We start from the raw sequence: 26,560 nt of genomic DNA, 5'->3' as shown, positions 1-26,560 counted from the left end.
ACCTCTTCCCATTCCGAACAGAGAAGTTAAGCCCACTTACGCCGATGGTACTGCAATGCAATGCGGGAGAGTAGGAAGCCGCCTTTTTTCCAGGAAGCCCTGAGAGCAGCAATGCACTCGGGGCTTCCTTTTTTGTGGTTATAGAACGGATAGGCTTTTATAGAGAGCTATAGGGAGCTATAGAGTCTATAGAAGCTATAGTAGCTATAGTAGCTGTGAAGCTATTGAAACTATAGTAGCTATAGAAGCATCATAATTGAATGCATGGGTGTTATGGTAACATATCTCGAAATAATTTTGGTTAATTCAAAAGAATCTATTAACTTTGGCATATAAATTGTGATATGAATGATGTGTTGGAAAGGAAGAATCATATTACTAATTCTGACATTGCTGGGAGGAAACATTATGGCACAGAACATTCGTCCGGCAGCCGTAGCCGGGAAATTCTACGACGCTGATAGAGAATCGCTTATACGGACGGTGGCACGATGCTACAAGAAAGCTGAGACCATGGCCCCTCTTAGTCGGGAGGAACGCGACGGCAGGACTACCGTTCAGGCTGTTGTCGTCCCCCATGCGGGATATGTGTTCTCGGGTGCTGTGGCCGCGGCAGCTTACTTGCGGCTCGACCCGGAAGTGCGATATAAGCGGATTTTTCTTCTTGGTCCTTCGCATCATGTGGCTTTTGACGGTGCGTCGGTGGCATCGGCATACTCGGCTTACAGTACGCCTTTGGGTAATGTTGATGTCGATACTGCTACATGTATGGCTTTGCAACAGACGGGTGCCTTCGGCTATGTGCCTGCTGCCCACGACCGCGAGCACTGCTTGGAGGTACAACTGCCTCTGCTTCAATACCGTATGAAGAACCCTGCGCCGATTGTGCCAATCATTATCGGGACGCAGAACTCCGACCGTCTGATGGCTATTGCCAAGGCGTTGCAACCGTATTTCACTGCCGATAATCTCTTTGTCATCAGCAGTGATTTCAGTCATTATCCTTCGTACGATGACGCTCTGACCGTCGACAGCTGCACCGGTCATGCCCTTGAGACCGGCAGCTTGGAGAATTTCCAGCAGGCCGTGGAGCATAATGGCAATTTGGGCATCAGAAACTTGTATACGAGTGCCTGCGGCCAATGCGCCATAGCTGTGATGCTCGCTATGGCCCAGCAGTCGGGAAAGACGACTTTGGCTTCCGACCTGCATATCAAGCACATAGCATACCTCAACTCTGGCGATTCACCCTATGGTGGAAAGAAAGAGGTTGTGGGCTATCATGCATTCGCCCTTTTCCGGGACAAAAGGATTCAAAATGACCAGGCGGCTGATGATTCCGATTCGTTCACGCTCACTGCAAATGACAAACAGCAATTGAAGAATCTCGCCTGGAATGCCATTGCACCGGCACGGATGCACCGACCGGTGACACCGACGCCAGTATTCGAGAGTAGGGTGGGGGTATTCGTTACGCTCACCGAGCACGGTCATCTGCGCGGCTGTATCGGCCACTTTGGTGAGGACGTTCCTTTGGGGCGGCTGACGGAGGAGATGGCAAGGGCCGCAGCCTTCGAGGACCCGCGCTTCCGTCCAGTTACTGAGGATGAGCTCAGTGACATCGAATTGGAAATCAGTGTCTTAACACCTCTGAAACGCATCACCGACATCAGCCAGTTCGACTACGGACGGCAGGGAATATATATTAAGAAAGGTGGACGCAGCGGCACCTTCCTGCCACAGGTGGCAAAGGAGGTAAACTGGACGAAGGAGGAATTCCTCGGCCACTGCTCCCAGGACAAGGCCGGATTGGGCTGGGACGGATGGCGCACAGCCGATCTCTACACCTACGAGGCCATAATCTTCTGAATCTCAGCGGTATTGGGACAGTCTCGTAAACCGATACAGGCCTTGACCGGAAAATATTTTGCTCTGAAGATAAAGCGATTCCAATCAGGCCTTGAAACCATAATATGCTGATTCAGAACCACTCCGGTTTCATCTTGAAATGAACGAAGACATGAAAGAATGTATGTTTTATGACATCGATGGCGACAGCGTCCGCTGCCGTCTTTGTCCTCACGGATGCCGCATCGGCGAGGGCCAGTCGGGTCTGTGCCGGTCGAGGAAGAACATCGGTGGAAAACTCTACTCGTTAGTTTACGGGCACCCCTGCGCCATCGCCGACGACCCGATAGAGAAGAAACCCCTTGCCGAATGGCATCCCGGCACTCGCTGCTTGTCGATAGCCTGCACGGGCTGTAACCTTCGCTGTCCGAACTGTCAGAACAGTATGATATCGCAGGCAAGTCACGGTGAACAAGGATGTTACGACTGTTCACCCGACGACATTGTTGCTTTGGCCAAGGATCATCGCCTGCCTACAATCGCTTACACTTACACCGAGCCCCTCACTTGGTTTGAATATCTCTACGCCACGGCCACGAAAGCCCACGAAGCAGGAATAAATAATGTCCTCGTCAGTGCCGGATTTGTTGATGAGGAGCCCCTGCGCATGCTCGCCCCATTCCTCGACGCCGCAAATATCGACCTGAAATCATTCTCCGACGATACCTACCGCCATTTCAACCACGCGCGGCTCGCTCCTGTCCTCCGTACACTCCTCATTCTCAAGGAGATGGGTGTGCATCTCGAGATAACCATGCTCCTCATTCCCGGCATCAACACCGACGCGGGGATGCAACAGAAAATGTTCCGCTGGATGAAGGAAAACGGCCTCGCCGACTGCCCCCTTCACATCACGCGCTTCTTCCCGGCATATAAGATGATGGATGCCTGTCCTACCCCTCTCGACGAGATGCGCAAGGCGGAAATGATGGCCAAGGCCGAGGGCATAAAACACGTGTATCTCGGCAACGTGTGATGGGGATTACGATAAAGAACGCGATGTGCCGTAAGCGGAAATATGGTTCTTTCCTTATCCGTTGTTATCGGCAGTCCTGATCTCGCCGATGTGTCACATAAGTCGCTATAATATGTATATAACCTGTAGATAATCAATTTTAGTAATTCCTTATACAAGAAACACCGGTGTCGGAAGTACAGTATTTCATGGCAGAGCAGGGATTGCTTTCTTGTTATACAGGTCTGCTGTTATTCCTCTTTGGCGGGCTGCCATCTTAGTTCTTTATTTTGTTTGCGTACACGGCAATTTTATTTGTAAATTTCCATAAGTTTTGTTGCATTTATAAAAAAACATGTCTATCTTTGCAGGTGAGCTGTTGACTATTACTGCCTTCACTCAAAAACATAGTTGGTTAAGAAAGAATTTATACATATTCTATAGTTGAAAATCTGTGGATTTTCGCAGTGCTACAAGAGGTCGCACATTGAATCGCACGCTAATGTGTGCAAACATTCAATACGAATTTCCCTATTGTCACTAATTTAGAAAGTGTAGATTGAAAAAAAACTTAAAAAGATATATGAGAAAATTTCTTATTATTCTTGCCATAGCTATCTGCGGTTTTTGCAATGCTCAAACTGCAAATGTATTATCAGTTCCAACAGTTAAAAGCATATTGGAAACCTTTTGTCTAAACTGTTACAGTTCGTGTTTCGAAGGGAAGGTGTATATTCCGCAGTCTATAATTATTAAAAGTGTTGGAGTTGATCCAAATAATGGAGGCACATCCGTTAATGGTATTCACTCTTACCAAGGACAATACATTCCATTTGTGGGCCGTAAAACTCACAATGATGTACAATTTAAAGCTACTATTTTTAAAAAACAAGATGGTTATCATGTCATTTTCCATAAATACATCGAACGAGATTTGATGCATCGTAGTGAAGCATGGGAAACTGGTAAAGGACTAATTAAATAAACTTTTAAGCCACGAGACATGTCTTTGATAATGTCAAATTGGGCTTATAAGTTCGTTTCTTAATACAATTTGCTGTCAGAAGTAGGCTGAATTTCTGTAATTGTATATCCTCCTGCTACCCCATTGAATAGCAGGGAATAAGTGGTGTCGACTAATGAATGAGCCAGTGCGCAATCGACCGTCTTTGTCGAATAAGCGTGGATTACTGAAAGAATATTGATGGGATTATTACCGCTCATCTTAATTCGTTTTGTTTTATCATTATAACTTTTTTATTGTCAGAAGCAGAAACGGGTATTAGAACATAGTTTATTCATTGAATATCTTATATCAGACTCCTCTTGCGGCCAAACAGCAGCGGCGACAGGTGGACGATATCGAGCAAGCGGGCCACTGCGAGACTGCCGCCGACGCATACCGGCAACGATACAAGGAGAAACAGCATGCGGGTGCCGTCGAAGGCAAGGAAAGGAATGAATGCCTTGCAGCAAATGGTGAACAGAGGCGAAAAGATATAAAGTACGAGCGAGTTGCGGCCGAGAAACAGCCACAGACGGCGCGACCGGCGGATGTAAGGGAATGCGGCCAAGGCCAGACTGATGGTCAGATAGACTATCAGCACTCCGCCAAGCGATTCGCGGTTGAAGCACGACGGACTCAGAAACAGCACCAAAAGAGGCACCGCAGCCAGCCACGACCCATGAAAAATGCTGAGAAACGGCTGACGGCTCTGGCGTACGACGGCTCCGAGTAAGAAATAAAGTACGCACCCCGCCGACACCAGTCCGGCAACGCTCAGACCATAGAAGGCCATTCCGATGATGATAAACCGCGACAGAGTAGACAAGCGTATCCACCGGAATGTTGCGTAATAGATTGCCCTACAGATGATTAGCGTGTGCAGATACCAATACGGGCCAAGCGGATGGAGAAAGAGTTTCGACAGGAATACTGCCGGAGTGAGTCCGCTGATGTGGTCGCGAATGGGGAGGACAGAGGCCATCACGACATAGCCCGACTCCATGACGACATAGGGAACGAGGAGCCACAACAGTGTGCGGGCAAAGGCACGCACGGGTTTGTCGACATTCATCAGATAGCCGGAGATAAGCAGAAATCCCGGCATGTGAAAGGTGTAGACAAAATTCTTGACGTAGGGGTGGCCGTCGCCGAAATAGGCCAGGTGAAAGGCAATCATAAGAAGGATGAACAGACACTTCAGCAGGTCGAGCTCGTCAATCCTTTTCCCTTTGGTTGCACTCCGGGTGCCGCCCATCGTGTCATCATTTCTGTTCATCGGCAGCAGTGTCGCGTTCTGTAACAGTCTTATTTTCAGTAGTTTCACTTTCGTTAGCGGCAGCCTCACAATCGTCAAACTCCAGTTCGAGCAGCCGCTTGCCGGCAGCCGTGCGGAAGACCCGCTCCTCGAAGGTGCGGCGGGCGTGTACCGACATTTCGTCCTCGTAGGCGTTGACGAGGAAGTCGGCCTCGAGAAGAATGCGGTAGTCGATGCCGTCGACGTTGACGTAAGTGTGGTGATGGCCAACGAGATAGCAGATGCGGTCGATCTCGTCGGCAGTGTACGCTCCGGTCTTCGCGAGGAGCTCCTTGGCCACCGTCGGACCCTCTATCTCCTGATAGTGGCCGTGGCTGTTGCCCCACCGCTTCTCGGCGTTGTGGATGCCGATGTCGTGGACGACGGCTGCCGACTCAAGGATGAACTGTGTTGGTTCGTCGATATTCTCTAAGCGGCCTATAGTGGCTGCAAAGTCGTGAACTTTCAGGAAATGGTGGATGCGTCGTGCATCGCCTTTGTCGTATTCTATGGCAAGCTCGATGAGCCTTGCCACTGTTGATTGATGTTCTTCTGTCATTGTATTTCCGTTTTCGACGGCAAAGGTACACAAATTCCCACAATGAGCCAAACGGCCGGAGGTGAATATTAATCTACCATCCCATTTAATCACATCTTTCCTTAACTTTATCACTTTTCATTAAAACATAAATCTCTATTCTGATTATCAGCTCATTATCGTTTGTCGATGACGATTTGGGGTGGCGCATTGGAAATGTAACTCCCTTGAACGAAGAACGGTTAAATGGACAATCATAAATTGAACCCAAAACCATAAAAATCCTTTGTGTCAGCGCCAAGGGCTTTTGTGACCAAAGCCATAAAACCCTGTTGTCAGCGCCAAGGGCATTTGTGACCAAAGCCATAACAAACCTTTGTGTCAGTGCCAAGGGTTTTTGTGACCAAAACCAATAAAACCCTGTTGTCAGCGCCAAGGGCTTTCGCCCTTTGCCATTTGTGGTTTGAAGGCTTGTGAGAGGCTGGGCCTCTCACCGCCCTCAAACCACAAATGGCAGATCCTCCTCCGTCGGATCTTGGCGCTGACACAAAGGAAAACCTTTAAAACAGACTGAGTCAACAGAGATGCGGTCCTTACGACCGACCGGACGGCCATAAAGGGAAGCTGCTGAAAAAGTACCCCAAAAACAGAGGGGTATAGCAAAAATCTTTCAATTTGTAACTTTTAGCTGACTACGATGCGAAAAGAAGCCGTATTTTCTTTAATTTACCCCTTTTTATGCGGTCAAAGATAAATGCTTGCTTACAGTTTTTGTTAACAAATGTATTTTCAGCAGCTTCGGTTTATCCCCGTCCTACCAACAACGGACAAGATTCTAAACAAATTTCCCGCAGCAGCGAGGACTGGGAAAATCGTTGCATATAGTTAAAATCCAAAATAAACACCCCGCAGCTGCGAGGACGGAGAAAATTGTTGCATTTGGTTAAAATTCAAAATAAACACCCCGCTGCTGGTAGGACGGGGATAAACCCCGCCCCTACGGTGGATGTGTGCAACACGTTAGTTGTCAATGTGTTGCATGCATTAATATCATAGCGGTAATACCTTGATGATTAAACTGTCGCAGCACACACCCACTGCAGGATGCGGATAGGCTGAGTTAGGGGCCGTCCGAAATAAAATTAGAGATTCGGTCTGACGACCGACCGGACGGCCACGAGGGCCGCCCCTGCAAATGAATCATTAACGCTTGCCCGGGGATTGGTTGTCTATTCGCGCCAGCATAGGGGGCATTAACGCTTGCTCGACGGATGGTTGTCAATCGTCCCCGCAAGTGGGGCATTAACGCTTGCCTGCGGAATGATTGTCTATCTCTGTCAAAAGAATATCGACTGGACCAGTTCTCCAGTTCTATGGCGATTAATTGCGCCTCCGGCAAGTGGCATGTTGACTTTCAGCGGATGAGAGAGAAGACTCGTTGGGCATCATGACGTTATATCACCGGAGACACAAATCTATTTGTTTTATATCTCGATAGGTATCATCACCTTCACCGTGAAGTTGCGACCCATATTGAAGATTCCTGTGCGTCCGTTGGCGGGATTGACTCCGAGATACTTCAGTCGGCTGAGGTGGCTCTGGTATATCCGGTCGAAGATGTTGTTGCACGACAGGTATATGCTTGCCCGTTTCTTGCCGTTGGTGCGGATGTCGGTACCGGCGAGGACGTTGAAGAGAGTGTACGACGGTGTCGCCGTCTCCGTTCCGTTGAGCGCATAATAATGGTTCTGTCGCAGGTTGCACTCCATCTGTACGGCCGCGTAGGCGTTGTTGAGGGTCGTTCCGTCGCGTACGATATCGTATCTGATGTCGGCCGTCCACCGAGGTGCCGGCGTGTAGGGCAGGTATTTCGAGTCGGCGGGCTGGTGCAGTTGCACGCTGTTGACGTATGAGAACGTGTTCGCCCAGTGCAGACGGTCGACGGGATGGAAGTCGACCGATGCCTCACCTCCAATCAGTCTTGCGTCGCCCTGTATATATTTATATGTGTCGTAGCCATCCGTCTTTACTCCGTCGAGTTTCTGTGTGAAGATATAATTGTCGATAAAGTTGGTGAAGATGGCCAGCGACGTTGTGAGCATCTTCGACGTATAGTCCCATCCGAGGTCGGCCTGCCAGCTGTATTCCGGTCGCAGACTGTGGTTTCCAATCTCGTACGTTACCGTTCCCTCGTGTACGCCGTTCGATGCCAGTTCGCCGAGGTTCGGAGCCCGGAATCCGCGTGCCACGTTCATCCTGAACGTCATGTTCTCGGTTGCGTTGTATACCGCTCCCACACTTCCTGTCACACCGGTGAAATCGCGGCTGAACCTGTCGAAGAGGCCCTCCAGTTCGAAACTGTGCAGATGTCGGTTGTCGACTCTCATACCGCCGCTGAGTACCCACTTTCCAGTGTTGTAAGTCGTTGTGGCAAAGGCTCCTATGTCGAAGAGCTGGTAGGCCGGGATGAGATACTCACTGCCTTTGTTCAGTGACCGCTGCCACATTCCCCCTATTCCCGTAGCCATGTTCAGCTTGTCGGTTATGGGCAGCTTATATTTCACGTCGTAGTTCACCGTGTGCAGCATGAAGTCGAGTCCCGGCTCCTCGGGGCTGTCCTCGAATTCCTGCCTTCTGTTCTGCTGATAAGCCATGATAGCCTTTAGCGTTCCCTTTCCCAAGAAAAGTGTATTCTCGGCCACGGCCTTGTAGTGGTGTACCTGCTGGAAAGGCAGACTCTTGCCGTAGCTGTGGCTGTAGCCACGCTCGCCCTCGACCATTCCCGGCGTGAGGTGATAGTAGTCGAGCGTCAGCCGGCTGTAGCCCCATTTCCGGTTTATGCCCACGAGACCCTCAGCTGCCCTCTCGCGGTATTGCGAACCGAGGACATACTGGTCGGAGCGGTTCTTATAGGCGTGTGCCATCTTGTCCGACCACCGTCCGCTCCATACCACGCCGCCGTTGTTTCCTTTGGCGTTGACCGAGTAGTCGAAGAGGCCGTTGTTTGTCTGATATTCCGTCGAAGCGTTGGCGACGACCTTCCCCGGCGCAGGCAGTACCTCGTCGTGGAAGATTATCACCCCCGCCATGGCATCACTGCCGTACATCAGTGAGGCCGGACCCTTTAGGATTTCTGCCGACGAGATGCTCTGCGGGTCTATCTCTATGCCGTGTTCGCCACCCCATTGGTTGCCTTCCTGTCTGACACCATCGTTGACGACGACCACCCGGTTGAATCCCAGACCGCGGATGACGGGTTTCGATATTCCGCTGCCCGTGGTTATCTGCGCCACTCCGGGCTGCTTGCTTATGGCGTCGATGATATTTGTCGACGGGGTGGCGTTGAGCTGTGCCGCACCAACGACGGTTATTGGTGTCGGCGAGTCCTTCTTCAGGATGTTTCCCGTCAGACCCGTCACGACCACTTCCTGCATAGTAGCGTCACTCTCAGCGAGTTTGAAGTCGAGATGCGTTGTCGTGGCCATATCGACCGACGTGACGATGGTCTTGTGGCCGATGTACCTCACCTCGACGTTGAGTTTCCGCTCCGGCAGGTCGCCGATGGAGTATTTACCGTCGATATCCGTTGTCGTTCCCCTCGACAGTTCGGGGAAATATATAGTCACACCGATGAGGGCCTCACCGCTGCTCTTGTCGGTAACCTTTCCGCTGAGGGCACCGTCGCCCTTCATCGGGTCTGCTGCCGCACCTGCACAAACGAGGATTAGAAGCAGAACTGATAATATTCTGTTCATCTTGTTTTTACACTGAAATTTCTTGAAATAGATAATGTGGCGACAGAGCATTGTCTGTAGCCGATGATGATTAAGCGAGTGATTATCAGTGTAATACAGGAGGTGCCCGCAGACTCGTGACCCCATACGCAGCCTTGTGGACGTGGCTCGTGGGCAGTGCCCGGCACTTCCCTGTGGCGACGGCAAAGAATGTCAGTGCCACGACGGTAGCCGCCACGTATGGCATTGTCAGCAGCGTGCACAGTACGCAGTTGCCGCTGTGGAACGTTGCTGTTGTGAGGTGCCCGCTGTGATGCAGATGATGCTGACAGGAGTAGCATGTTGCCGACACGTCGGTCTCCTGCTGATGGACATGCACAGATGCTATCAGCAGAATGGGAACGAATATGCTCAGCAGAAACCGCGCATACCATTGGCGTCTGGTGCTAATCTTCATTGTCGGCTGTAAGCTTAAAACCTCACGCAATTGCGGATACATTATTGATAGTTGTCCAATGCTTCTTTCCGCAATTCCACATGCAAAGATAATAAAAACGGGAGCCGAATGCAAGTAAATTAGAATATTTTAATCGAGAAAAATCTTAAATGGTTGATGGTGAGGCGATTGGCGAGACGAAGAAAACCTTCGTCAGTAAGGAAAGCGGACAGATGAAATGTTAATTCGCCGGTGCGCAATGGACGGTCTGTGTGGATGGACGCAGGGATGATCGTTTGCAGGGAGGTGGGGTAGGGGGCAGTCCGAAAAAAATATGGAGATCCTGCGTAAGCGACGGGCGAATTAATTTATTCGGTCTGTCGACCGGACGGACGGAGACGATGACCGCCCCTGCAAGTGGATCATTAACGCTTGCCCGTGGAATGGTTGTCTGTCCGCCACTGCGAGTGGATTACGTTGACAACATTATGATTATCAATGTGTTGCACACATCCTTGGGGCGGGGTTTATCCGAAACCGCTGAAAATACATTTGTTAACAAAAACATTTTGAGGTATCATGAGGATACGGAATATGTGGTTTAGGATGCTGAAATGACACATACTAATTTGACGTAAAAATAATTCACTATTGGCATCAGCTTAATGGTCTTTTTATGGTATTTCAAAAAATACCTATTATCGGACTTGTAGCCAATTCCGTTTAGAGCAGTTTGATTTTTAGCATGATTATAGTCGAAAGAAAAATAATGAAAGTTAACGTCTCGGTATTTTGCTTTCCATTCAAAAATTAATAGTAACTTTGCATAATGATGGAATATGAAAAGAACATAATAGGAGAAGGCAAACTGCCGCATCTGACCCATTTGCTTCACAACGGTTTTTTAGTTGGAAATGATAAAGAAAGCCGTGAGCGAAGAGCACATGTGAAGGAAGAAATCACTTCCGAACTTTTGAATTGGGGTTATCCTCTTGAAGTTTCAGAAAATGAGGGTATTGTCTGCGAAAGTGCGATTGAGGACGACTTGTTCAAAGATTTCATGCCCGTTCCTTTCCCTGCGCCTGTACATCCCACGTTTACGTTCATCGATCTCTTTGCTGGCATTGGCGGAATAAGGATACCTTACGATGAGTTAGGTGGTAAATGTGTATTCTCTTCTGAGTGGGACAGGAAAGCCTGTCAAACTTATTTTGCCAACTTCGGTGTAGTGCCATATGGTGATATTACAAAAATTCCCGCCAGTATGATTCCTCACCACGATTTGTTGCTGGCTGGATTCCCCTGCCAGGCTTTTTCCATCATTGGTAAGATGCTCGGTTTTGCCGACACACGCGGTACTATGTTCTTTGAGATTGAGAGAATACTCAAAGTGCATCACACTCCTTATATCATGTTGGAGAATGTCAAGCAGTTGGTTGGACATGATAAGGGAAGAACTTTCAAAGTTATTCTTGACCATTTGGATAAACTGGGGTATTACGTTAAATGGAAAGTACTTAACGCTCTCGATTTCGGATTGCCACAGAAGAGAGAGCGCGTGATAATTGTTGGATTCTTAAACAAGGCGGACTTTGAGGCCTTCAATTTTGACTTCACGCCAAAGCCATATGATTTGCGCGAAATATTGGAACCGGACTGTCAGGTCGACAAGTCTCTCTTTGCCACCGACTATATCATAAAGAAGAGGAAGGAAAAAACTGTGGGTAAGAAACTCTTTTACCCTTCAATATGGCATGAGAACAAGTCTGGTAATATTTCCGTGCTTGATTATTCGTGTGCTCTGAGGACCGGGGCTTCCTATAATTACCTGCTTGTCAACGGTGTCAGACGTCCGTCGTCACGAGAATTGCTGAGATTGCAGGGCTTTCCTGAGAAGTTCCGTATTGTAGTGTCCCATCAGGATATCAGACGGCAGACTGGAAATTCTGTGGCAATTCCAATGATTCGTATGGTAGCGGAAAAAATTTATGAAATCATAAAAAGACACAAAAATGAAGCATCCAAGACTCAAGGATGGAAAGAGGCTGCAAACCAATGAGCCTTACTCCATCAACGAGCTGCCCGACGACTTGCTGGTCAGCATAGGCGGCTATCTTATCCATCTTCTCTACATTGGACGAAAAGACATCTCCGGCAGTGATTGGGGCGATGCCTTTGCCGATGCAATTGACGGCATACATCTGGATTCTCCAGTTGGCATAGCTGATGTCGTATTGGGCAAGATGGCATGGTCTATGAAGACCGTAAAGAACGCCAACCCTTTCAAGGCAGAAAGGGTGCGACTAATAAGCGGCCGCTGCTCACCTGACTATTCCTATGGCATTACCGATCCTCATAAGGATATACAAAAAACAGGTACTGCCGTATTGGGCATATGGAATGAGCGCATTAATATAGCTCAAGACAACTATAATCCACTGCGTACGTCTGTTTTGATTCGCTCCAACGACCTATTGTCATATTGTATTTACGAAGAAGAAAACCATAGGTACGCGACAAATGAATACCATTGGGAGGTTAATCCAAATGGAAATCTTATAGGAAAAAGCATAGAGACGGGCGAGACTTGTTTTACTTGGCAACCCCATGGCTCACAATTCACTATCCACTCCGCTGTGCCCAAGAATGCTGTAAAGTTCAGGATTAAAAGACCGCCTCTTCTAACCAAGGATGATATTTTGGACACTATACATTTTGATAAGGATTGGGTGGATATTATCCGTGAGCGTTGAAGGTGTATTTCTTAGAAGCATAAGCTTATGTAAAAAAAACATGATCCGCCTCCATGGAGGTAGGTCATGGTCTGCCATAAACATAATATAGACCCTTGCTGTAAATGCCAGACACGTCTTCACTATGGGGGTATAATAGCCGGTTGTGTTAATGAAGGTGGTATAGCTTCATTTCAGTTCCCCTCCCATTCTTCTGCACAACATGGCAATATCGTCCACCGTCGACTCGAACGACTGCGTGTGGGCATAGTCGTAGTGCTTGTCGATGAAGTCGATACCTTTGAACCGGCTAAGATAACTAAAGTTTCCCACTTGTTCAAAATGCCCATAAACAAGGGGTTTCTGAAAAGTTCAAATAGCAGGATGCCCATAAACAAAGTAGTTTAACAAGTGCTTAATAAATGTGAAAGGGCAAATGACCTTAAAAGGAGAAGTCCGATAATGCAATATTCTACTGCTCATAAAAAGTTTTTTGAAAAGTTAAAGATGCGCATACCCTTTGGGAAAGCCTTTTTATAAAGGGGTTCTCCAAGTGGGAAACTTTAGTAAGGTAAATGCTCCGCAGTTGGCAACGGGGTTTATCCCCGTCCTACCAGCAGCGGACAAGATTCTAAACAAATTTCCAGCAGCAGCGAGGACGGAGCAAATCGTTGCATATTGTTAAAATTCAAAATACATACCTCGCAGCAGCGTGCAAGATTCTAAACAAATTTCCCGCTGCTGCGAGGACGGAGAAAATCGTTGCCTATTGTTGGTGGCCCTTAACCCAACCTTTCATACACCGGAAATGAGCTCTTTGGCAGACACGGCATAACAATTGAGCCCCTCTCCTCAGATGGGTTCTATGGTGCAGATATTAATCAATAGCAGGGTGTCATCTCTATCATACTTACAGTCCGGAAAGGGCAACATGATAATAGATGGACAGCGAAATATCTTTACACTGTTGCCAAACATATCATTTCGGCTTCCCAAACGGTCCGTTTCAGCTCGCGAAACGGACCGTTTTGCGTCCTAAAATGGTCGTTTTTAGAACGCTAAACGGCATGTATTAGTAATCTATTGATAATCAACGCTGTACGATGATGGTGTAATAGATGGAATAATTTGAATTATCTTAACAATATATCATCGGCATTCTCTTGTTGCTCCACGACCTTGATAAATAATACTGGCTAATGAAAAGAGCCATGCTTCTGTCGGAGACAACAAATGCAGTAATCTTGCCATGTCAATAAAAATTAAATCTAAGATCCGCACCTCCGATGGGCGGGGAATAACATTTGTTGCCGGAAATGATCTTTTTTCTCGTCGAAAGAACTATGGTATGGATTTTGCCGTCGGGACAATAGAGAAATAATGAACAAAAACAGAAACAACACCTATATTATTATGGAGAAGAAAATAGACCTCACCCAGACCGTTTACCAACTCACACAGGCGCATCCCGAGATTATCGACATCTTGGCGGCACTCGGTTTCAGCGAGATTAAGAAGAAAGCCATCCGACTGTCGGTCGGAAAACTCATGACCATCCCCCAGGGCGCATCCATGCGCGGCATCGGCATGGAGGCTATCGTTGGGGCTCTGCGCGATAATGGGTTCGCCGTCGTGGGCTATGGGCCTCTGACTGACGAACAGCCGTCGAAGGCGGAGCAAGCCCCTGCTGCCGACACCACCTCCGAAATCAAGCAGCTTCTCACGCGTCTGAACCAGGGCGAGTCGTTGGAGAGCGTGCGCGCCGATTTCGTCAGTCGCTTTAAGGATGTTCCCGCCAACGACATCATGCGCGCCGAGCAGGAGCTCATCGGCAAGGGACAGTCGGTCAACGACGTGAAAAAACTGTGCGATGTGCATTCCGCTCTCTTCCATAAGAAGCAGGAAGTCAACGACTTACACCATGGTCTGCACCACGGCCAGGAGGAGATGATGGTCGGTCAGGCTGCCGGGAGCCGCGACAAGACCGCTGCCCTGCGGGCCGTCGCCGGCCATCCTCTGCAAGTGCTATACCGCGAGAACGATGCCATCGTTGAGGCTCTCGCTGCTGTTCAGCGGACTTTGGACGAGGGTGGCGATGTGGCTGCTATGTTGCTGAGAGCCAGTGGATTGTCTGTTCACTACGCCAAGAAGGGCGACCTCATCTATCCGCTGCTGAAAACTAAGCACGGCATCTATGGTCCTTCGCAGGTGATGTGGACCATCGACGACGAGATACGATCGGAATTCTCTTCATTATTGCGATTGGGAGCGAAGGATGGCGGACGGGACGACGAATGGAAGAACCGCGTGCGCAATCTCATCGGCAGGGCTCACGAGATGACGTTCAAGGAGAACCGCATCCTCTTCCCCGTCTGCACGGCTAACTTCACCGATGAGGAATGGCGGCAGATATACGTCGACAGCAAGGCTTATCCGACCTGCCTTGACGTCGAGGGTGAGCCGTGGCAGGACGGCGAGGCCCTCCTCATGGCCGAAAAGGAAAAGCGCAGTGGCTCTGAAGACGGCACTACCGACGAACTGCGTGTCGACATGCCCGGCGGCTCGCTAACGCTCAGCCAGCTCATAGCCCTCCTCGATACCCTCCCGATGGAGGTGACCTTCGTCGATGCCGGGAATATCAACCGCTATTTCAACCAGCCGTTCTCGGCTAAGGTGTTCAACCGTCCGCTGTCGGCCCTCGGCCGTGAGGTGTTCTCCTGCCATCCGCCGAAGATAGAGCCGATGGTCCGCGCCATCATCGCCGACCTCCGTTCCGGCAAGCGCAACAGTGTGTCGGTGTGGATGGAGAAGAACCAGCGAGCCACCCTCGTCACCTATCATGCCGTCCGCGATTCCCACGGCCAGTATGTCGGAACAATGGAGACCGTCCAAGATATGGAGGAGGCACGTAAGCACTTCTCTGCGAAGCCATAAAAGCTATAAGACCCTATAAAGCCCTATAGCCCCCTATGGCCCTATAGCCCCCTATAAAGCCCTATTGAGGCCCATAGCGTCCTCTCGGTGCCTATATAATCTGTAGTCCCTCGGCTCTATTCCCCTGCCTCCTCTTCTTTCCTCGGCTCCATGTGGATGCTGATGAATGTTCCGGCACCGAAGCGGTCGCGGAGGCGTCTCTCGGCCTTGGTGACAACCTGATGGGCATCGCTGACGGTCATCTCGCCGGGCACGCGGACGTGCATCTCTATGGCTATGTGGTTGCCTATGCGGCGCGTGCGCAGATGGTGGATGTCGCTGAGCGTCGGGTCCTCGGTGACAGTATGCTCGATGTCGGTCTCGATGGCCTCCGGCAGACTCTTCTCGAGCAGCTCGCCGAGGGCGTTGGCCATCAGCTTCCACGCCGTGATGATAATCAGCACACTGACGATGACGGCAGCGATGGGGTCGAGGACTGCCCACGACGGTCCGAGGACGATGGCTCCGCCGATGCCTATCGCCGTGCCCACCGACGACAGTGCGTCGCTGCGGTGATGCCATGCGTTGGCCACCACCGTCTCGCTCTCTATGGCTCGCCCCGTACGGACGGTGAACTGGTAGCACCATTCCTTCAGGGCCACGCTGACGAGCGCAGCCACGAGGGCTATCCATCCCGGCTGCTGCAAGCTGTTACCCTGTAGTGCCGCCCAGATTTTCACCACTCCGCCGTAGCATATCCCAAGTCCGACGACGAACAGCGCCATGCCGATGATGGCCGTGGCCAGTGTCTCGTATTTCCCGTGACCATAGTCGTGGTCCTCGTCCTGAGGCCTTGAGCTCAGCCGCATGAAGATTATCACCACAGCATCGGTGAGTAGGTCGCTGAGCGAGTGGATGCCGTCGGCGATCATGGCCGCCGACTGTCCCACGAATCCGGCTATGAGCTTGAAGATGACAAGTATGATATTCACTGCCGCACCGTAAAGCGTCACGCGTGTGGCCCGTCTTTCTCTCTCCGTTTTCATAATACAAACACTTTTAACATGAAAAACAATGGCAAAAGTAGGGAATAAAACCCAAACAACCAAAGCCCACCGCGTTTTTCTCTTGTCGATTTGGTTTGTAGGTTAAAATTTTTCACATCCTGCCCTATACATTATTATATATATCATCCGCCCCATTCGCCCCATTCCCATCATCATCCACCCCATCCACCCCATCCACCCCATTCACCCCATTCCCATCATCATCCACCTCATCCACACCATTTACCATCATCATCCACCCCATTCACCCCATTCGTCCCATCCACCCCAATGGTTAATTTGTTTCCAATCATGTCCTATTTTTGTCAATTTATCGAGAAATCCAATAAATTTTAAGAAAATCAATAAATTTTTCCGGTTTTTCTTTGAATTTTCATTCTTTTTGCATAACTTTGCAATCGAACATAGAAATCGAAACCAATACAACTACTCTATTCACACCCGCTGAGCGTTGAAGCAGAGCTCTTTTATTTATTAACAATCACCACCTGAGGATTGCAAACCCGAGGGGAACGACATATATAGAACGTCTTACACAAACAACAAAGAAGGATTTACATTAGACATAAACGAAAGATTTACACCACTATATAAAACGAAAGGAGACCAAAAGACAAGGTTTACAACGAAAAGATAAAGAGGTAAAATAAATTTATTAGTAACGTGGAATCTGGGGAAGAAAGATTTACTTGAGGATACCTGCTTTCCCTCTCCACAATGTTTAATCACACAAAATCAATCATTATGAGGAAAAGACTACTGAAAGTCTCTCTGGCATTGGCGGCGGCACTCGTCCCTTCAGGATTAGTGCTGGCACAGGCGCCTGCGGCAAGTTCGCGCGTAAAGCCTGAGATTCTTAAAATGTCGCCTGCACAAAGGGCAAAAGCACGGAAGGTGTTCGCTTCTAACCATCCTTTGTTGGCCATGCAGAAAACACTCGCTCCCCGTACATCGGCATTCACCGAATTCCACGGACCGGTGTTTAATATCCCGGCTAAGCGCAAGGCAAGCGGTGCTCTCTTCGCAAATCCCGGACAGACACTGTGGGCAAACTTAGCCTATAAGGACGGTTGGACACAAGATGCAGCAGGACCTTTCGGCTACTATTCGTTCGCTCCTACCGACCCACTGAATTTACAGTCGCTCTATGAGACAACAGCCTCGAACGTTGCTGACCACGGTGTGGAGTATGCTGACGGAAAACTCTACGGCCTGTCGCTCGACCTCTCGTGGGCTGCTTATGGCATCATCGAGGAGTATCTCTTTACCACTGATACTGAGACCGGTGAGACAACAAGCGAGACCCTCGACTACACAAATGACCTCAGCCTCGCTGCCGTCGAGACAGCACAGGCCGACGACGGTACCGTCTATGGTGAGTTCTACAACTCTGACGGATCTGGACTCGAGTGGGGTACTGTAGATTATGCTACAAAGACCCGTACAACTATCGGTCCGGCTACCAACAGCTACGTGGCCTTAGGTATCACGAAGGAAGGCCAGCTGTACGGTGTGGCCTCCGACGGTAATCTGTACAAGATTGACAAGGCTACCGGTACGGAGACTCTCGTCGGTCCTACCGGCCTTACTGTCTCTTCATCTGACGGCTATTACGGTCAGACGGGTGAGATCGACCAGAAGGACAATACCTTCTATTGGTATGCTCTCGACGCCAACGCCAATGGCGGTCTTTACGAGATCAACCTCTCCACGGGTGCCGCAACGCTCATCGCAGCAGGCAACAACCAGCTCTATGGTATGGTTATCCCGTCACCGGCAGCTGCCGACGGCGCACCTGCAAAGATCACTGACGCAGCCCTCGACTTCTCAGGTGCAAGCCTGAGCGGAACACTGACCTTCACCGCTCCTGCTAAGACCTTCGCCGGCGCTGACCTCACAGGTGAGGTGACATACACCGTGAAGGCTAACGACGCAGTGGTCGCTACCGGAACAGCAACAGCCGGAGCAGCAGTATCCGTTCCTGTGACCGTACCGGCAAGCGGACTGTACAACTTCACAGTCACCACATCCAACGCTGCCGGCGAGTCGCCAAAGGCTAAGCTGACAAAGTGGATCGGCTACGACGTGCCTTCACCAGTCACAGGCATCACTGCTACTAACGCCGAAGGTGTCGTAACCGTCAACTGGACAGCTCCTACAACGGGTACTCACGATGGTGTCATTGGCGATCTCACATACGATGTTTACCGTATTTCTAACGGTGACACAACCGAGGTAGCAAAGGATATCGCTGCAACAACAACTACCGACGACCTCACCGGCAAGCCACTGGCAAGCTACGTCTATGCTGTCAAGGCAAAGGCTGAGGGACAGGAGAGCGCACTCGCTACATCCGCAGGCGTCACGGTTGGCAATGCTCTTGAGCCCGACTGGACTGAGACATTCGACAATGAAGCCGACTTCAACCTCTTCACTGTCATCGACGCCAACGGCGACGGTAAGACATGGAGCTACTCTTCGTCTTACGACGGTGACGCATACGCTAAGTCGACCTACAACTCGAAAGAGGCTAACGACGACTGGCTCATCACACCACCGCTGCATTTCACTCCGGGACGTCTGTACACCGTGACATTCAAGGTAAAGAATGTAGGCGCTACATACGCTAACAGCCTCGAGGTGAAATATGGTAAGGGATCTACGGCTGCCGATATGACCAACACGCTGATGGAGACTTATACTCCGTCGACAAAGTGGGAGAAATTCAGCTTTGACATCAATCCTGATGCTGACGGCAACTTCTACATCGGTTTCCACGATAACTCTGATCCCGACAAGCTGGCACTCTACATCGACAGCATTGTTGTCGAGAAGGGCGCTCTGGCAACAGCTCCACAGGCTGTAACCAACTTCACTATCACTCCGGGTGACCGCGGCGCTCTCAAGGCTGATCTGGCCTTCACAGCTCCTACACTCAACGTCGGTGGCAATGATATCGCTAAAGTCGACAGCTTCCAGATTCTCCGCGACGGTGTGCAGATTGCTACTCTGCCTGCTGCAAACGCTGGTGCAAATGTAACATACACCGATAAGGCCGTGCCTACAAACGGTACTCATAAGTACACCATCATTCCTTACATCGGCGCTGACTTCGGTCTGAAGGCAAGTGCTACTGCGTTCATCGGTCAGGATGTACCTACAACGCCAAAGAACCTCACGCTTCTCGACAATAGCAATAACATCCTCGCTATGTGGAATAAGTTCGAGGAGACTGGAACTAACGGTGGATATGTCAATCCGGCAAATGTTCACGTTTCATTCTTCAACGTTGTAAAGAGCGCATTTGGCTATGATCTTGGCGACTCTATCACTACCAGTGAGAAGGGTGCTACCAGAATAGAGATTCCGCAGGATCCGGAGGAAACAACAGCTGAGGATGGCAAGACTCAGACCTTCTATCTCGTTGGTGCTCGTGCCGACGGCGATGCAGGTAGCAGCACAGCCATCATGGGTGGTCCTGTAGTCATCGGTCCGTCAATAAAGCTTCCGTTCAAGGAGAGCTTCAAGGGCGGCAACATCGACAACGGATTCGCTTGGGTCAGCGGTAACGACCAGTACAACAACAACGACGAGGCTGCCGGATGGCTCCTCGACACTGAGAACACTGCCGACGGTGACGGCGGTAGCGCTGCATGGCACGCTTACTCGCAGGATCAGGGATGGCTCGGTACTGTCGACTACACCATCTCTGACGGTGATGAGACCTCTATCAACACTCCGAAGATCAGTCTCCGTGGAGCTACCAATCCTAAGCTGTTCTTCAGCCTTTACGCTACGGCTAACGATCCTGTCGAATTCAAGGTCTTCGTTCAGACTCCTGACGGTGTCGACCATCTGGCCAAGAGCATCGACCTGTCGACAAATGCAACCGCAGGCTGGTCAACTCAGGAGGTCGACCTCTCTGACTTCGCTTCTGAGCGCTACATCATGGTCCGCTTCGACGGTCTGGCTAAGGGATCTGATGTCAACATCGGCGTCGACAACGTGAATGTATTCGACCAGCTCGAGTACAACCTCGCAGCCGCTGGCATCAGCGTTCCTGCTACTGTCAAGGCTGGCAGCAAGGCTAACGTCGACGTTTATGTCGAGAACTTCGGTGCTCATCCGGCTTCTGACTACAGCGTTGTCCTCTACTCGGGCGATAAGGCTGTCGATACAGTGGCTGTAAGCAAGGAACTCGCAGTGCTCGCTAAGGACACTGTAACACTCACTCTCCCGGTTGCCATCAACCAGACTGAGGACGTAAAGGTTAAGGCTGAGGTGGTTTACGCTAACGACCTCGACGAGGACGACAACACCACTGAGACCAAGTCTGTAAAGGTTAAGCCTTCACAGTACACCAAGGTCAACGACCTGAAGGCCGAGCCTGCCGACAAGGGCGTGAACCTCTCTTGGACTGCTCCTACAGCTCCGGATCCAGTATCTGTCACTGAGGACTTCGAGAGCTACGCTCCGTTCGCTACCGAACTCGGCGACTGGACACTCGTTGACGGTGACAAGGGTCTCGCAGGTGGATTCTTCCAGAGCTACACCTATCCTGGACAGGGCACAGCATTCGCTTTCGACGCATTCAACCCGAACGCTATCACCGATAAGTTCAGCGTTACCGACAACAACCCAGGTCTGACTCCTCACAGCGGTGACCAGTTCGCTGGAGCACCTTACACTATGGACGCTACGGGCCAGAGCGCTGTCGACGCCGACAACTGGCTGATTTCTCCGGAACTCTCCGGCAAGAAGCAGACCGTTAAGTTCTACGTCTTCAACATCACCGGTCAGGATCAGATGGGCAGCTCTGTCACTTATGCTGAGAACTTCGATGTCCTCTATTCTACTACAGATCAGGACACTGCAAGCTTCGTCAAGCTCGAGAGCGACATCGCTGACGGCACAAGCCTTATCAGCGAGGGACCAAACTGGAAGGAAATCAGCGTTGAGCTGCCTGCTGGTGCGAAGTACTTCGCTATCCACCACAACACTCCTGGCGACAACTTCCTCTTCGGTATCGATGATGTGACATTCGAGAAGGTTGCTCCGGGTGCTAACGACTCTATCGTAGGCTTCAAGGTTTACCGCGATGGCGAGTACCTCGGCGAGGTTGACGGCAAGACCGTTGCATTCGCTGATGCCGACGCCGACACCGGTTCACACGTCTACAACGTCACCGTCCTCTATCAGGACGCTCAGGGCAACATCAACGAGTCAGGATTCTCTAACGACGCAAGCATCACCGTAACAGGTATCGACGGTGTTGAGGCCGACGCCGAGGGCAGATACAATGTCTACACCATCGACGGCAAGACCATAATGCTCGGCGCTAAGAGCCTGAAGGGTCTCAAGAGCGGCCTCTACATCATCAACGACCGTAAATACATTATTAAGTACTAAAGTTTCCCACTTGTTCAAAATGCCCATAAACAAGGGGTTTCTGAAAAGTTCAAATAGCAGGATGCCCATAAACAAAGTAGTTTAACAAGTGCTTAATAAATGTGAAAGGGCAAATGACCTTAAAAGGAGAAGTCCGATAATGCAATATTCTACTGCTCATAAAAAGTTTTTTGAAAAGTTAAAGATGCGCATACCCTTTGGGAAAGCCTTTTTATAAAGGGGTTCTCCAAGTGGGAAACTTTAGTTAAGTAGTCATCTACTTATAAGCGATTGATAACATTTCATGGAGCCGTGTGCCCGCTGATGGGTACGCGGCTCTTTCTGTCTTTAGCCCTCCATTCTTCTTTTTTCTCCTCTCCCTCTCTTCCATTTACCCCATTTACCCCATTCACTCCATTCACCCCATCAACCCCATTTCCCCCATTCACTCCATTTCGCTCCATTTTTCTCCTCGTCATTCACCCCCCCTTGACCCCAATTTTTCCCCATCGCCACATCCCATTTCGCAGCCTTGCGGCCCTCCCTCCACTGCAAAGAATAGAAATTTTTCGCTGATATAAAAATATGTTGCATTTTGCTTGCAAAAACTTTCAATTTTTATTAACTTTGCATGCAATAACAGATAGGAATTTACATTACTTGCGTTTTTTATAAATAATCATTACAAACATTGTGTTTTTAATATGAGGAAATTCTTACTTTTATTAATCTCTCTGGGTTTTACGGCCACGGCCGGTGCAGCGCCACGCACACCGCAGGCTATGCTCCAGGCCGCACAACACCAGTTTGCCGCCATGTACCGTTCTTACGGTAAGAAGGCACCGGCAATGAAACCCGATTTGCTCCGTGAGGACTCAACGTTCCGCATCTACGGCTATGCCGGCGGACAGTTCGTCGTTGTCTCCGCCGACGACCTCATGCCTGAGGTTCTTGGCTACAGCGACAATGGAGCAGCCGTGTCAAACGGCAAGAACCCGAACTTCGAATGGTGGCTCAGTGCCGTCCGCGAGGCCACCCGCGAGGCTATCCGCACCAACACTCCGCGCACGACGACAGCCCCTGACCCGTCAAAATATAAGACAGACGTTGCTGCCCTCGTCACTTCGAACTGGGGACAGGACACACCATATAACGATCTCTGTCCCGATGCACCGTACAGCAACTCATGGTACGGTACAGGAACGGCACGCGCCGTCACCGGTTGTGTGGCTACTGCCATGGCTCAGATCCTTTACTACCACAAGGCTCCGGCCCACGGCGTCGGCACCCATTCTGTCGGTGTGCCTTTCGATTACCCTACGGCTACCTATACCTTCGACTTTGGCAATGCCACTTTCGACTGGGATAATATGCTCGACAACTACACCCAGGGCAACTACAACTCCACCGAGGCCAATGCAGTGGCCACTCTGATGTATGCCTGCGGTATAGCCAGCGACATGCAGTATGCCCCCGACGGCTCCGGTACCTACACCGAGAATGCCAGCGACGGTCTGAAGCGCAACTTCGGACTCTCCGAGGATGTACATGTCGAGGACCGCTCAAAGTACAGCGAGGCCGACTGGATGAACCTCGTATATAATGAGGTCGATGCCGGACGCCCAATTCTCTACACCGGTGTCAGCGGTTACGACGGCGGTCATGCCTTCGTCCTCGACGGTTACAACAATACTGGTAAGGTGCACATCAACTGGGGATGGGACGGCTCCGACAACGGAATGTACGACATCGCCACCTTAGCCGTCGAGAGCTACAGCTTCTCGAGCTATCAGGATATGTGTATCGGTATCTCTGCTGAGCGTGAGGCACTTGCCGGCGACACTGTCACAGTCGATAAGGCCGGCATGCTCAACGATATGTTCCCTACCGATTCCGTACGCGCATCGCTCGGTGTGCTGAAGGTCAGCGGCGATATCAACTCCAGCGACCTTGCCGTCCTGCGCTATATGTGCGGTGTCGACGCCAAGGGCAACGCCACCAAGGGCCGTCTTAACACCCTCGACCTCAGTGATGCACGCATCGTCAGCGGCGGCAACCCGTATCTCTACGAGGGCGACAAACGATATACTACCGACGACAACTCGCTGCCTGAGCGCGCCTTCTATGGTGCCCGTCGTCTGTCGAAACTCTATCTTCCGAAGGGCATCAAGCATGTCGGCGACGGCGCATTGGCCGTTGGCGGACTGCGCGAGGTTAAACTCTTGCCGGCTGCCGACGCCGATTTCTTCATCAAGGACGATGTTCTGTACTCAAAGGAGGACTCTTCCGACCTCATCGCGGTCATGCCGTCGAAGACCGGCTACCTCACCTTGCCTTTGGGAACCCGCACCATCCATCCTTACGCTATGGCCAACGTCCGTGGCCTTGCAGGTCTGCGCGTGTCGTCGACCGTCGAGAACATCGGCGAGTATGCCTTTGCCAATATGGCCGGACTCTCCGAGCTCCGTATGTACTCTAAGGAACCGCCATTGACCGGCGACAAGGCTGTATCGGGACTCAACTTCGCAAACTGCAAGCTCTATGTGCCCGCAGGCAGCAAGACCCGCTATGCCAACCACTCGCAGTGGGGACAGTTCAAGAGCTCGAGCAGCAGTTATGACAATATCGTCGAGTTCGGTACCCGCGTGAAAGCCCGCAACGCCTTCAAGATCTATGGCGACCCGGCTCCCCGTCTCGGCTATAAGATTGAAGGCGATGCCGTCCATGGCGACCCGGAGGTCAGCACCGATGTCAACGAGCTCACCCCGGTAGGCCGTTATCCTATCCACGTCAGCCGCGGAACCATCCGTGAGCAGGAGGGCGTCGAATATGCCGACGGCTACTGCATCGTTGCTCCCGACACGCTCTTCGCCTCTGTCGGCGACTACACCCGCGATGCCAACGCTGCCGATCCGGAGTTCAAGATTACCATTAAGGGCTTCGACAACGGCGAGAACGAGTCGGTCATCGAGGAGATGCCTGTCGCTACCACCACCGCTACAGCCACATCACCTGCCGGCGAGTATCCTATCGTCCTCTCGGGCGGTAAGGCTGCCAACTACTTCTTCCAGTTCACCAATGGTACTCTGACCGTTACCGGTGTCGTTGACGGTATCTACGCAGTCAGACTGGCTGCCAATGGCAAACCGTTTGATATCTACAGTGTCAGCGGCCAGCTTGTTCGTCATAACGCTACGTCCGCTGAGGGCTTGCAGCCCGGACTGTATATCGTCAATGGAAAGAAGATTGTCGTAGGACAGTAACAATCCTTTTGCTGAGATTCCGTCCCTGCCAATGTGCAGTGGACGGACTCGGCAATATTATTAAAAACCAGGAAACAATAAATCCGTGCGTCGGTGTTCATGTGGAACCCGGCACGCGGATTTTCTTGTTTCGTTAGTAAGGGAGGAGGCAAATTATTAATTGTGTGTATGGAGGTGGGCGCGTGAAGCTTTATGCGGAGGTTTAATTATCGTGCTGATCGGTATTTAGATTAGCTATTTCGTCGAGAGTAAGTCCAGTGACTTTTGCTATTGACTCAGCATCCATGCCGATGGCCTTTAGCTTTTGTGCTACTGATTTCTCACCTTCTTTTCTTCCCTCAGCTCTTCCCTCTTCTCTTCCTTCAGCTCTTCCTTCTTTTCTCCCTTCAGCTCTTCCCTCTTCGAGTCCTTCCATTTTTGCGGTATCGAGCACATCGTTTTGCACCATGATATTGTCTATATGTCTGTCGTATGCTTTTCGCTCGGCTTTATTCATCTTCAAGTATTGTAACTTCTGTCTTGCCTCCTGCAGACCTGGTGCCGTCGTATCATCCTTGATATGACCATTCTTCAGATAGTCTATCCATTCCTCGAGTGGTGTCTTTGCCACTTTGTTGAACTCGTTGACCCGTATTATGAAGTATTCCGGGAATATCTGTTCCGGAGTTTTGATTTTGATGATACCCTTGTCGCGCGCATTAATCTTCAGCTTGTCCCCGGTATGCACGCCAATCAGCGATGTTTGCCCGTGGTACAGATAGTCGGCACCTTGTCCCAAGTCGAAATACAGGATGCTTATGGAGTAGACCTTCTTCACCTTGTCGTACTTGTCTCCGAGCGATATATGCTCTGTGATGGTCTTTGCCACACCGTAGAGCACCCGTTCCAAGTAATACAGTTCCCGTGCCTGCTGTATTTCCACGAGTATGATTTCATCATTGCTGTTGCGTGCCTTGATGTCCACACGGTTGAACTTGTCGTCGCGGTCATTCTGGTTGCTCTCGCTCTCCAGAATCTCGATGATATGTACCGGTTCGTTGATCAGTACAGTTATGAGTCCCTCAAACACGCCGAAGTTAGCCTTGTCGCGCAGCATGCGCTTGGCGGCCCAGTCAAATCGGATATATCTGTTGTCGTCTTCCATATCGTTGCCTTTTTGTGGCAAACTTACGAAAAAAAAACGAGAATGAAGATAATGAGTCTATATTTTTATCATCGTTGATGCACATTTCTTCTATTCTTGTATTTCTTTGTGTTCAGCAAGTCATTCACGCTTCCTTTTATTCTCAATCTCTTGCTCAGACTCCATTTGCATCCGGTGTCAGT

The 26,560-nt window shown here is 50.4% G+C and carries 16 protein-coding genes and 1 rRNA gene; 9 read left to right on the top strand and 8 right to left on the bottom strand.

Annotated elements, in window-relative coordinates:
• The 4 genes from rrf to LDN30_RS16135 form a co-directional block, all read left to right on the top strand.
• Positions 1-87: ribosomal RNA gene (gene rrf / locus LDN30_RS16150) — 5S ribosomal RNA — on the top strand; the annotation flags it as partial.
• A 321-nt stretch (positions 88-408) separates the two neighbouring features.
• Complete coding sequence (gene amrB / locus LDN30_RS16145) at positions 409-1,869, top strand: AmmeMemoRadiSam system protein B (protein WP_223930249.1); 1,461 nt, start codon at positions 409-411, stop codon at positions 1,867-1,869.
• 151 nt (positions 1,870-2,020) lie between these two features.
• Entirely contained in the window at positions 2,021-2,884 is an 864-nt protein-coding gene (gene amrS, locus LDN30_RS16140) for an AmmeMemoRadiSam system radical SAM enzyme (RefSeq protein ID WP_223930248.1), read from the top strand.
• Positions 2,885-3,446: 562 nt separating this feature from the next.
• Positions 3,447-3,848, top strand: a complete 402-nt coding sequence (locus LDN30_RS16135) for a hypothetical protein (protein ID WP_223930247.1) — start codon at positions 3,447-3,449, stop codon at positions 3,846-3,848.
• A gap of 325 nt (positions 3,849-4,173) precedes the next feature.
• Here LDN30_RS16135 and LDN30_RS16130 read toward each other — a convergent pair whose 3' ends face one another.
• From LDN30_RS16130 to LDN30_RS16110, 5 genes are all read right to left on the bottom strand, one after another.
• On the bottom strand, positions 4,174-5,193 hold the full coding sequence (locus tag LDN30_RS16130) for an acyltransferase family protein (RefSeq protein ID WP_223930246.1): 1,020 nt from the start codon (positions 5,191-5,193) through the stop codon (positions 4,174-4,176).
• Positions 5,132-5,722, bottom strand: a complete 591-nt coding sequence (locus LDN30_RS16125; RefSeq protein WP_223930245.1) for a phosphohydrolase — start codon at positions 5,720-5,722, stop codon at positions 5,132-5,134. Before LDN30_RS16125 ends, LDN30_RS16130 begins: the two co-directional genes overlap by 62 nt.
• An 85-nt stretch (positions 5,723-5,807) precedes the next feature.
• Positions 5,808-6,137 carry a hypothetical protein gene (locus tag LDN30_RS16120; RefSeq protein WP_223930244.1) on the bottom strand — a complete coding sequence of 110 codons (330 nt, stop codon included), beginning with the start codon at positions 6,135-6,137 and terminating at the stop codon, positions 5,808-5,810.
• Between the two features lie 1,048 nt (positions 6,138-7,185).
• Complete coding sequence (locus tag LDN30_RS16115; protein WP_223927240.1) at positions 7,186-9,456, bottom strand: TonB-dependent receptor; 2,271 nt, start codon at positions 9,454-9,456, stop codon at positions 7,186-7,188.
• 85 nt (positions 9,457-9,541) lie between these two features.
• Complete coding sequence (locus tag LDN30_RS16110; RefSeq protein ID WP_223927239.1) at positions 9,542-9,892, bottom strand: hypothetical protein; 351 nt, start codon at positions 9,890-9,892, stop codon at positions 9,542-9,544.
• Between the two features lie 808 nt (positions 9,893-10,700).
• Between LDN30_RS16110 and dcm the strand changes: the two genes are divergently transcribed.
• A complete protein-coding gene (gene dcm, locus LDN30_RS16105; RefSeq protein ID WP_223927238.1) occupies positions 10,701-11,930 on the top strand; it encodes a DNA (cytosine-5-)-methyltransferase in 1,230 nt (409 codons plus the stop codon).
• A complete protein-coding gene (locus LDN30_RS16100; RefSeq protein ID WP_223927237.1) occupies positions 11,884-12,624 on the top strand; it encodes a DUF3775 domain-containing protein in 741 nt (246 codons plus the stop codon). The genes dcm and LDN30_RS16100 overlap by 47 nt, the downstream gene beginning before the upstream one ends.
• 168 nt (positions 12,625-12,792) lie before the next feature.
• Here LDN30_RS16100 and LDN30_RS16095 read toward each other — a convergent pair whose 3' ends face one another.
• Complete coding sequence (locus tag LDN30_RS16095) at positions 12,793-12,936, bottom strand: DUF3791 domain-containing protein (RefSeq protein ID WP_223927236.1); 144 nt, start codon at positions 12,934-12,936, stop codon at positions 12,793-12,795.
• A 1,047-nt stretch (positions 12,937-13,983) separates the two neighbouring features.
• Between LDN30_RS16095 and LDN30_RS16090 the strand changes: the two genes are divergently transcribed.
• Positions 13,984-15,537, top strand: a complete 1,554-nt coding sequence (locus LDN30_RS16090; protein ID WP_223927235.1) for a DUF438 domain-containing protein — start codon at positions 13,984-13,986, stop codon at positions 15,535-15,537.
• Positions 15,538-15,653: 116 nt separating this feature from the next.
• Here the strand turns inward: LDN30_RS16090 and LDN30_RS16085 are convergent, their stop codons facing one another.
• Positions 15,654-16,562 (bottom strand): cation diffusion facilitator family transporter, encoded by a 909-nt coding sequence (locus tag LDN30_RS16085; protein WP_223927234.1) that lies wholly within the window; start codon positions 16,560-16,562, stop codon positions 15,654-15,656.
• A gap of 765 nt (positions 16,563-17,327) precedes the next feature.
• Here LDN30_RS16085 and LDN30_RS16080 point away from each other — a divergent pair.
• Both LDN30_RS16080 and LDN30_RS16075 read left to right on the top strand, forming a co-directional pair.
• Entirely contained in the window at positions 17,328-21,992 is a 4,665-nt protein-coding gene (locus tag LDN30_RS16080; protein WP_223927233.1) for a CARDB domain-containing protein, read from the top strand.
• A 683-nt stretch (positions 21,993-22,675) separates the two neighbouring features.
• Positions 22,676-25,234 (top strand): C10 family peptidase, encoded by a 2,559-nt coding sequence (locus LDN30_RS16075; RefSeq protein WP_223927232.1) that lies wholly within the window; start codon positions 22,676-22,678, stop codon positions 25,232-25,234.
• A 202-nt stretch (positions 25,235-25,436) separates the two neighbouring features.
• Here LDN30_RS16075 and LDN30_RS16070 read toward each other — a convergent pair whose 3' ends face one another.
• Positions 25,437-26,378 (bottom strand): Rpn family recombination-promoting nuclease/putative transposase, encoded by a 942-nt coding sequence (locus LDN30_RS16070; RefSeq protein WP_223927231.1) that lies wholly within the window; start codon positions 26,376-26,378, stop codon positions 25,437-25,439.
• Positions 26,379-26,560: the final 182 nt, after the last annotated feature.

Origin of the sequence: Prevotella lacticifex (genome assembly GCF_019973375.1) — a bacterium.
Classification (GTDB): Bacteria; Bacteroidota; Bacteroidia; order Bacteroidales; family Bacteroidaceae; genus Prevotella; species Prevotella lacticifex.
This window is presented reverse-complemented; position numbering and strand designations above follow the sequence as displayed.

What these genes read in the sequence shown, in the direction of transcription:
- amrB (WP_223930249.1), top strand. Translation starts at nt 409, where the DNA reads ATGGCACAGAACATTCGTCCGGCAGCCGTAGCCGGGAAATTCTACGAC.
- amrS (WP_223930248.1), top strand. Translation starts at nt 2,021, where the DNA reads ATGAAAGAATGTATGTTTTATGACATCGATGGCGACAGCGTCCGCTGC.
- LDN30_RS16135 (WP_223930247.1), top strand. Translation starts at nt 3,447, where the DNA reads ATGAGAAAATTTCTTATTATTCTTGCCATAGCTATCTGCGGTTTTTGC.
- LDN30_RS16125 (WP_223930245.1), bottom strand. Translation starts at nt 5,722, where the DNA reads ATGACAGAAGAACATCAATCAACAGTGGCAAGGCTCATCGAGCTTGCC.
- LDN30_RS16115 (WP_223927240.1), bottom strand. Translation starts at nt 9,456, where the DNA reads ATGAACAGAATATTATCAGTTCTGCTTCTAATCCTCGTTTGTGCAGGT.
- LDN30_RS16110 (WP_223927239.1), bottom strand. Translation starts at nt 9,892, where the DNA reads ATGAAGATTAGCACCAGACGCCAATGGTATGCGCGGTTTCTGCTGAGC.
- dcm (WP_223927238.1), top strand. Translation starts at nt 10,701, where the DNA reads ATGATGGAATATGAAAAGAACATAATAGGAGAAGGCAAACTGCCGCAT.
- LDN30_RS16100 (WP_223927237.1), top strand. Translation starts at nt 11,884, where the DNA reads ATGAAGCATCCAAGACTCAAGGATGGAAAGAGGCTGCAAACCAATGAG.
- LDN30_RS16090 (WP_223927235.1), top strand. Translation starts at nt 13,984, where the DNA reads ATGAACAAAAACAGAAACAACACCTATATTATTATGGAGAAGAAAATA.
- LDN30_RS16085 (WP_223927234.1), bottom strand. Translation starts at nt 16,562, where the DNA reads ATGAAAACGGAGAGAGAAAGACGGGCCACACGCGTGACGCTTTACGGT.
- LDN30_RS16080 (WP_223927233.1), top strand. Translation starts at nt 17,328, where the DNA reads ATGAGGAAAAGACTACTGAAAGTCTCTCTGGCATTGGCGGCGGCACTC.
- LDN30_RS16075 (WP_223927232.1), top strand. Translation starts at nt 22,676, where the DNA reads ATGAGGAAATTCTTACTTTTATTAATCTCTCTGGGTTTTACGGCCACG.
- LDN30_RS16070 (WP_223927231.1), bottom strand. Translation starts at nt 26,378, where the DNA reads ATGGAAGACGACAACAGATATATCCGATTTGACTGGGCCGCCAAGCGC.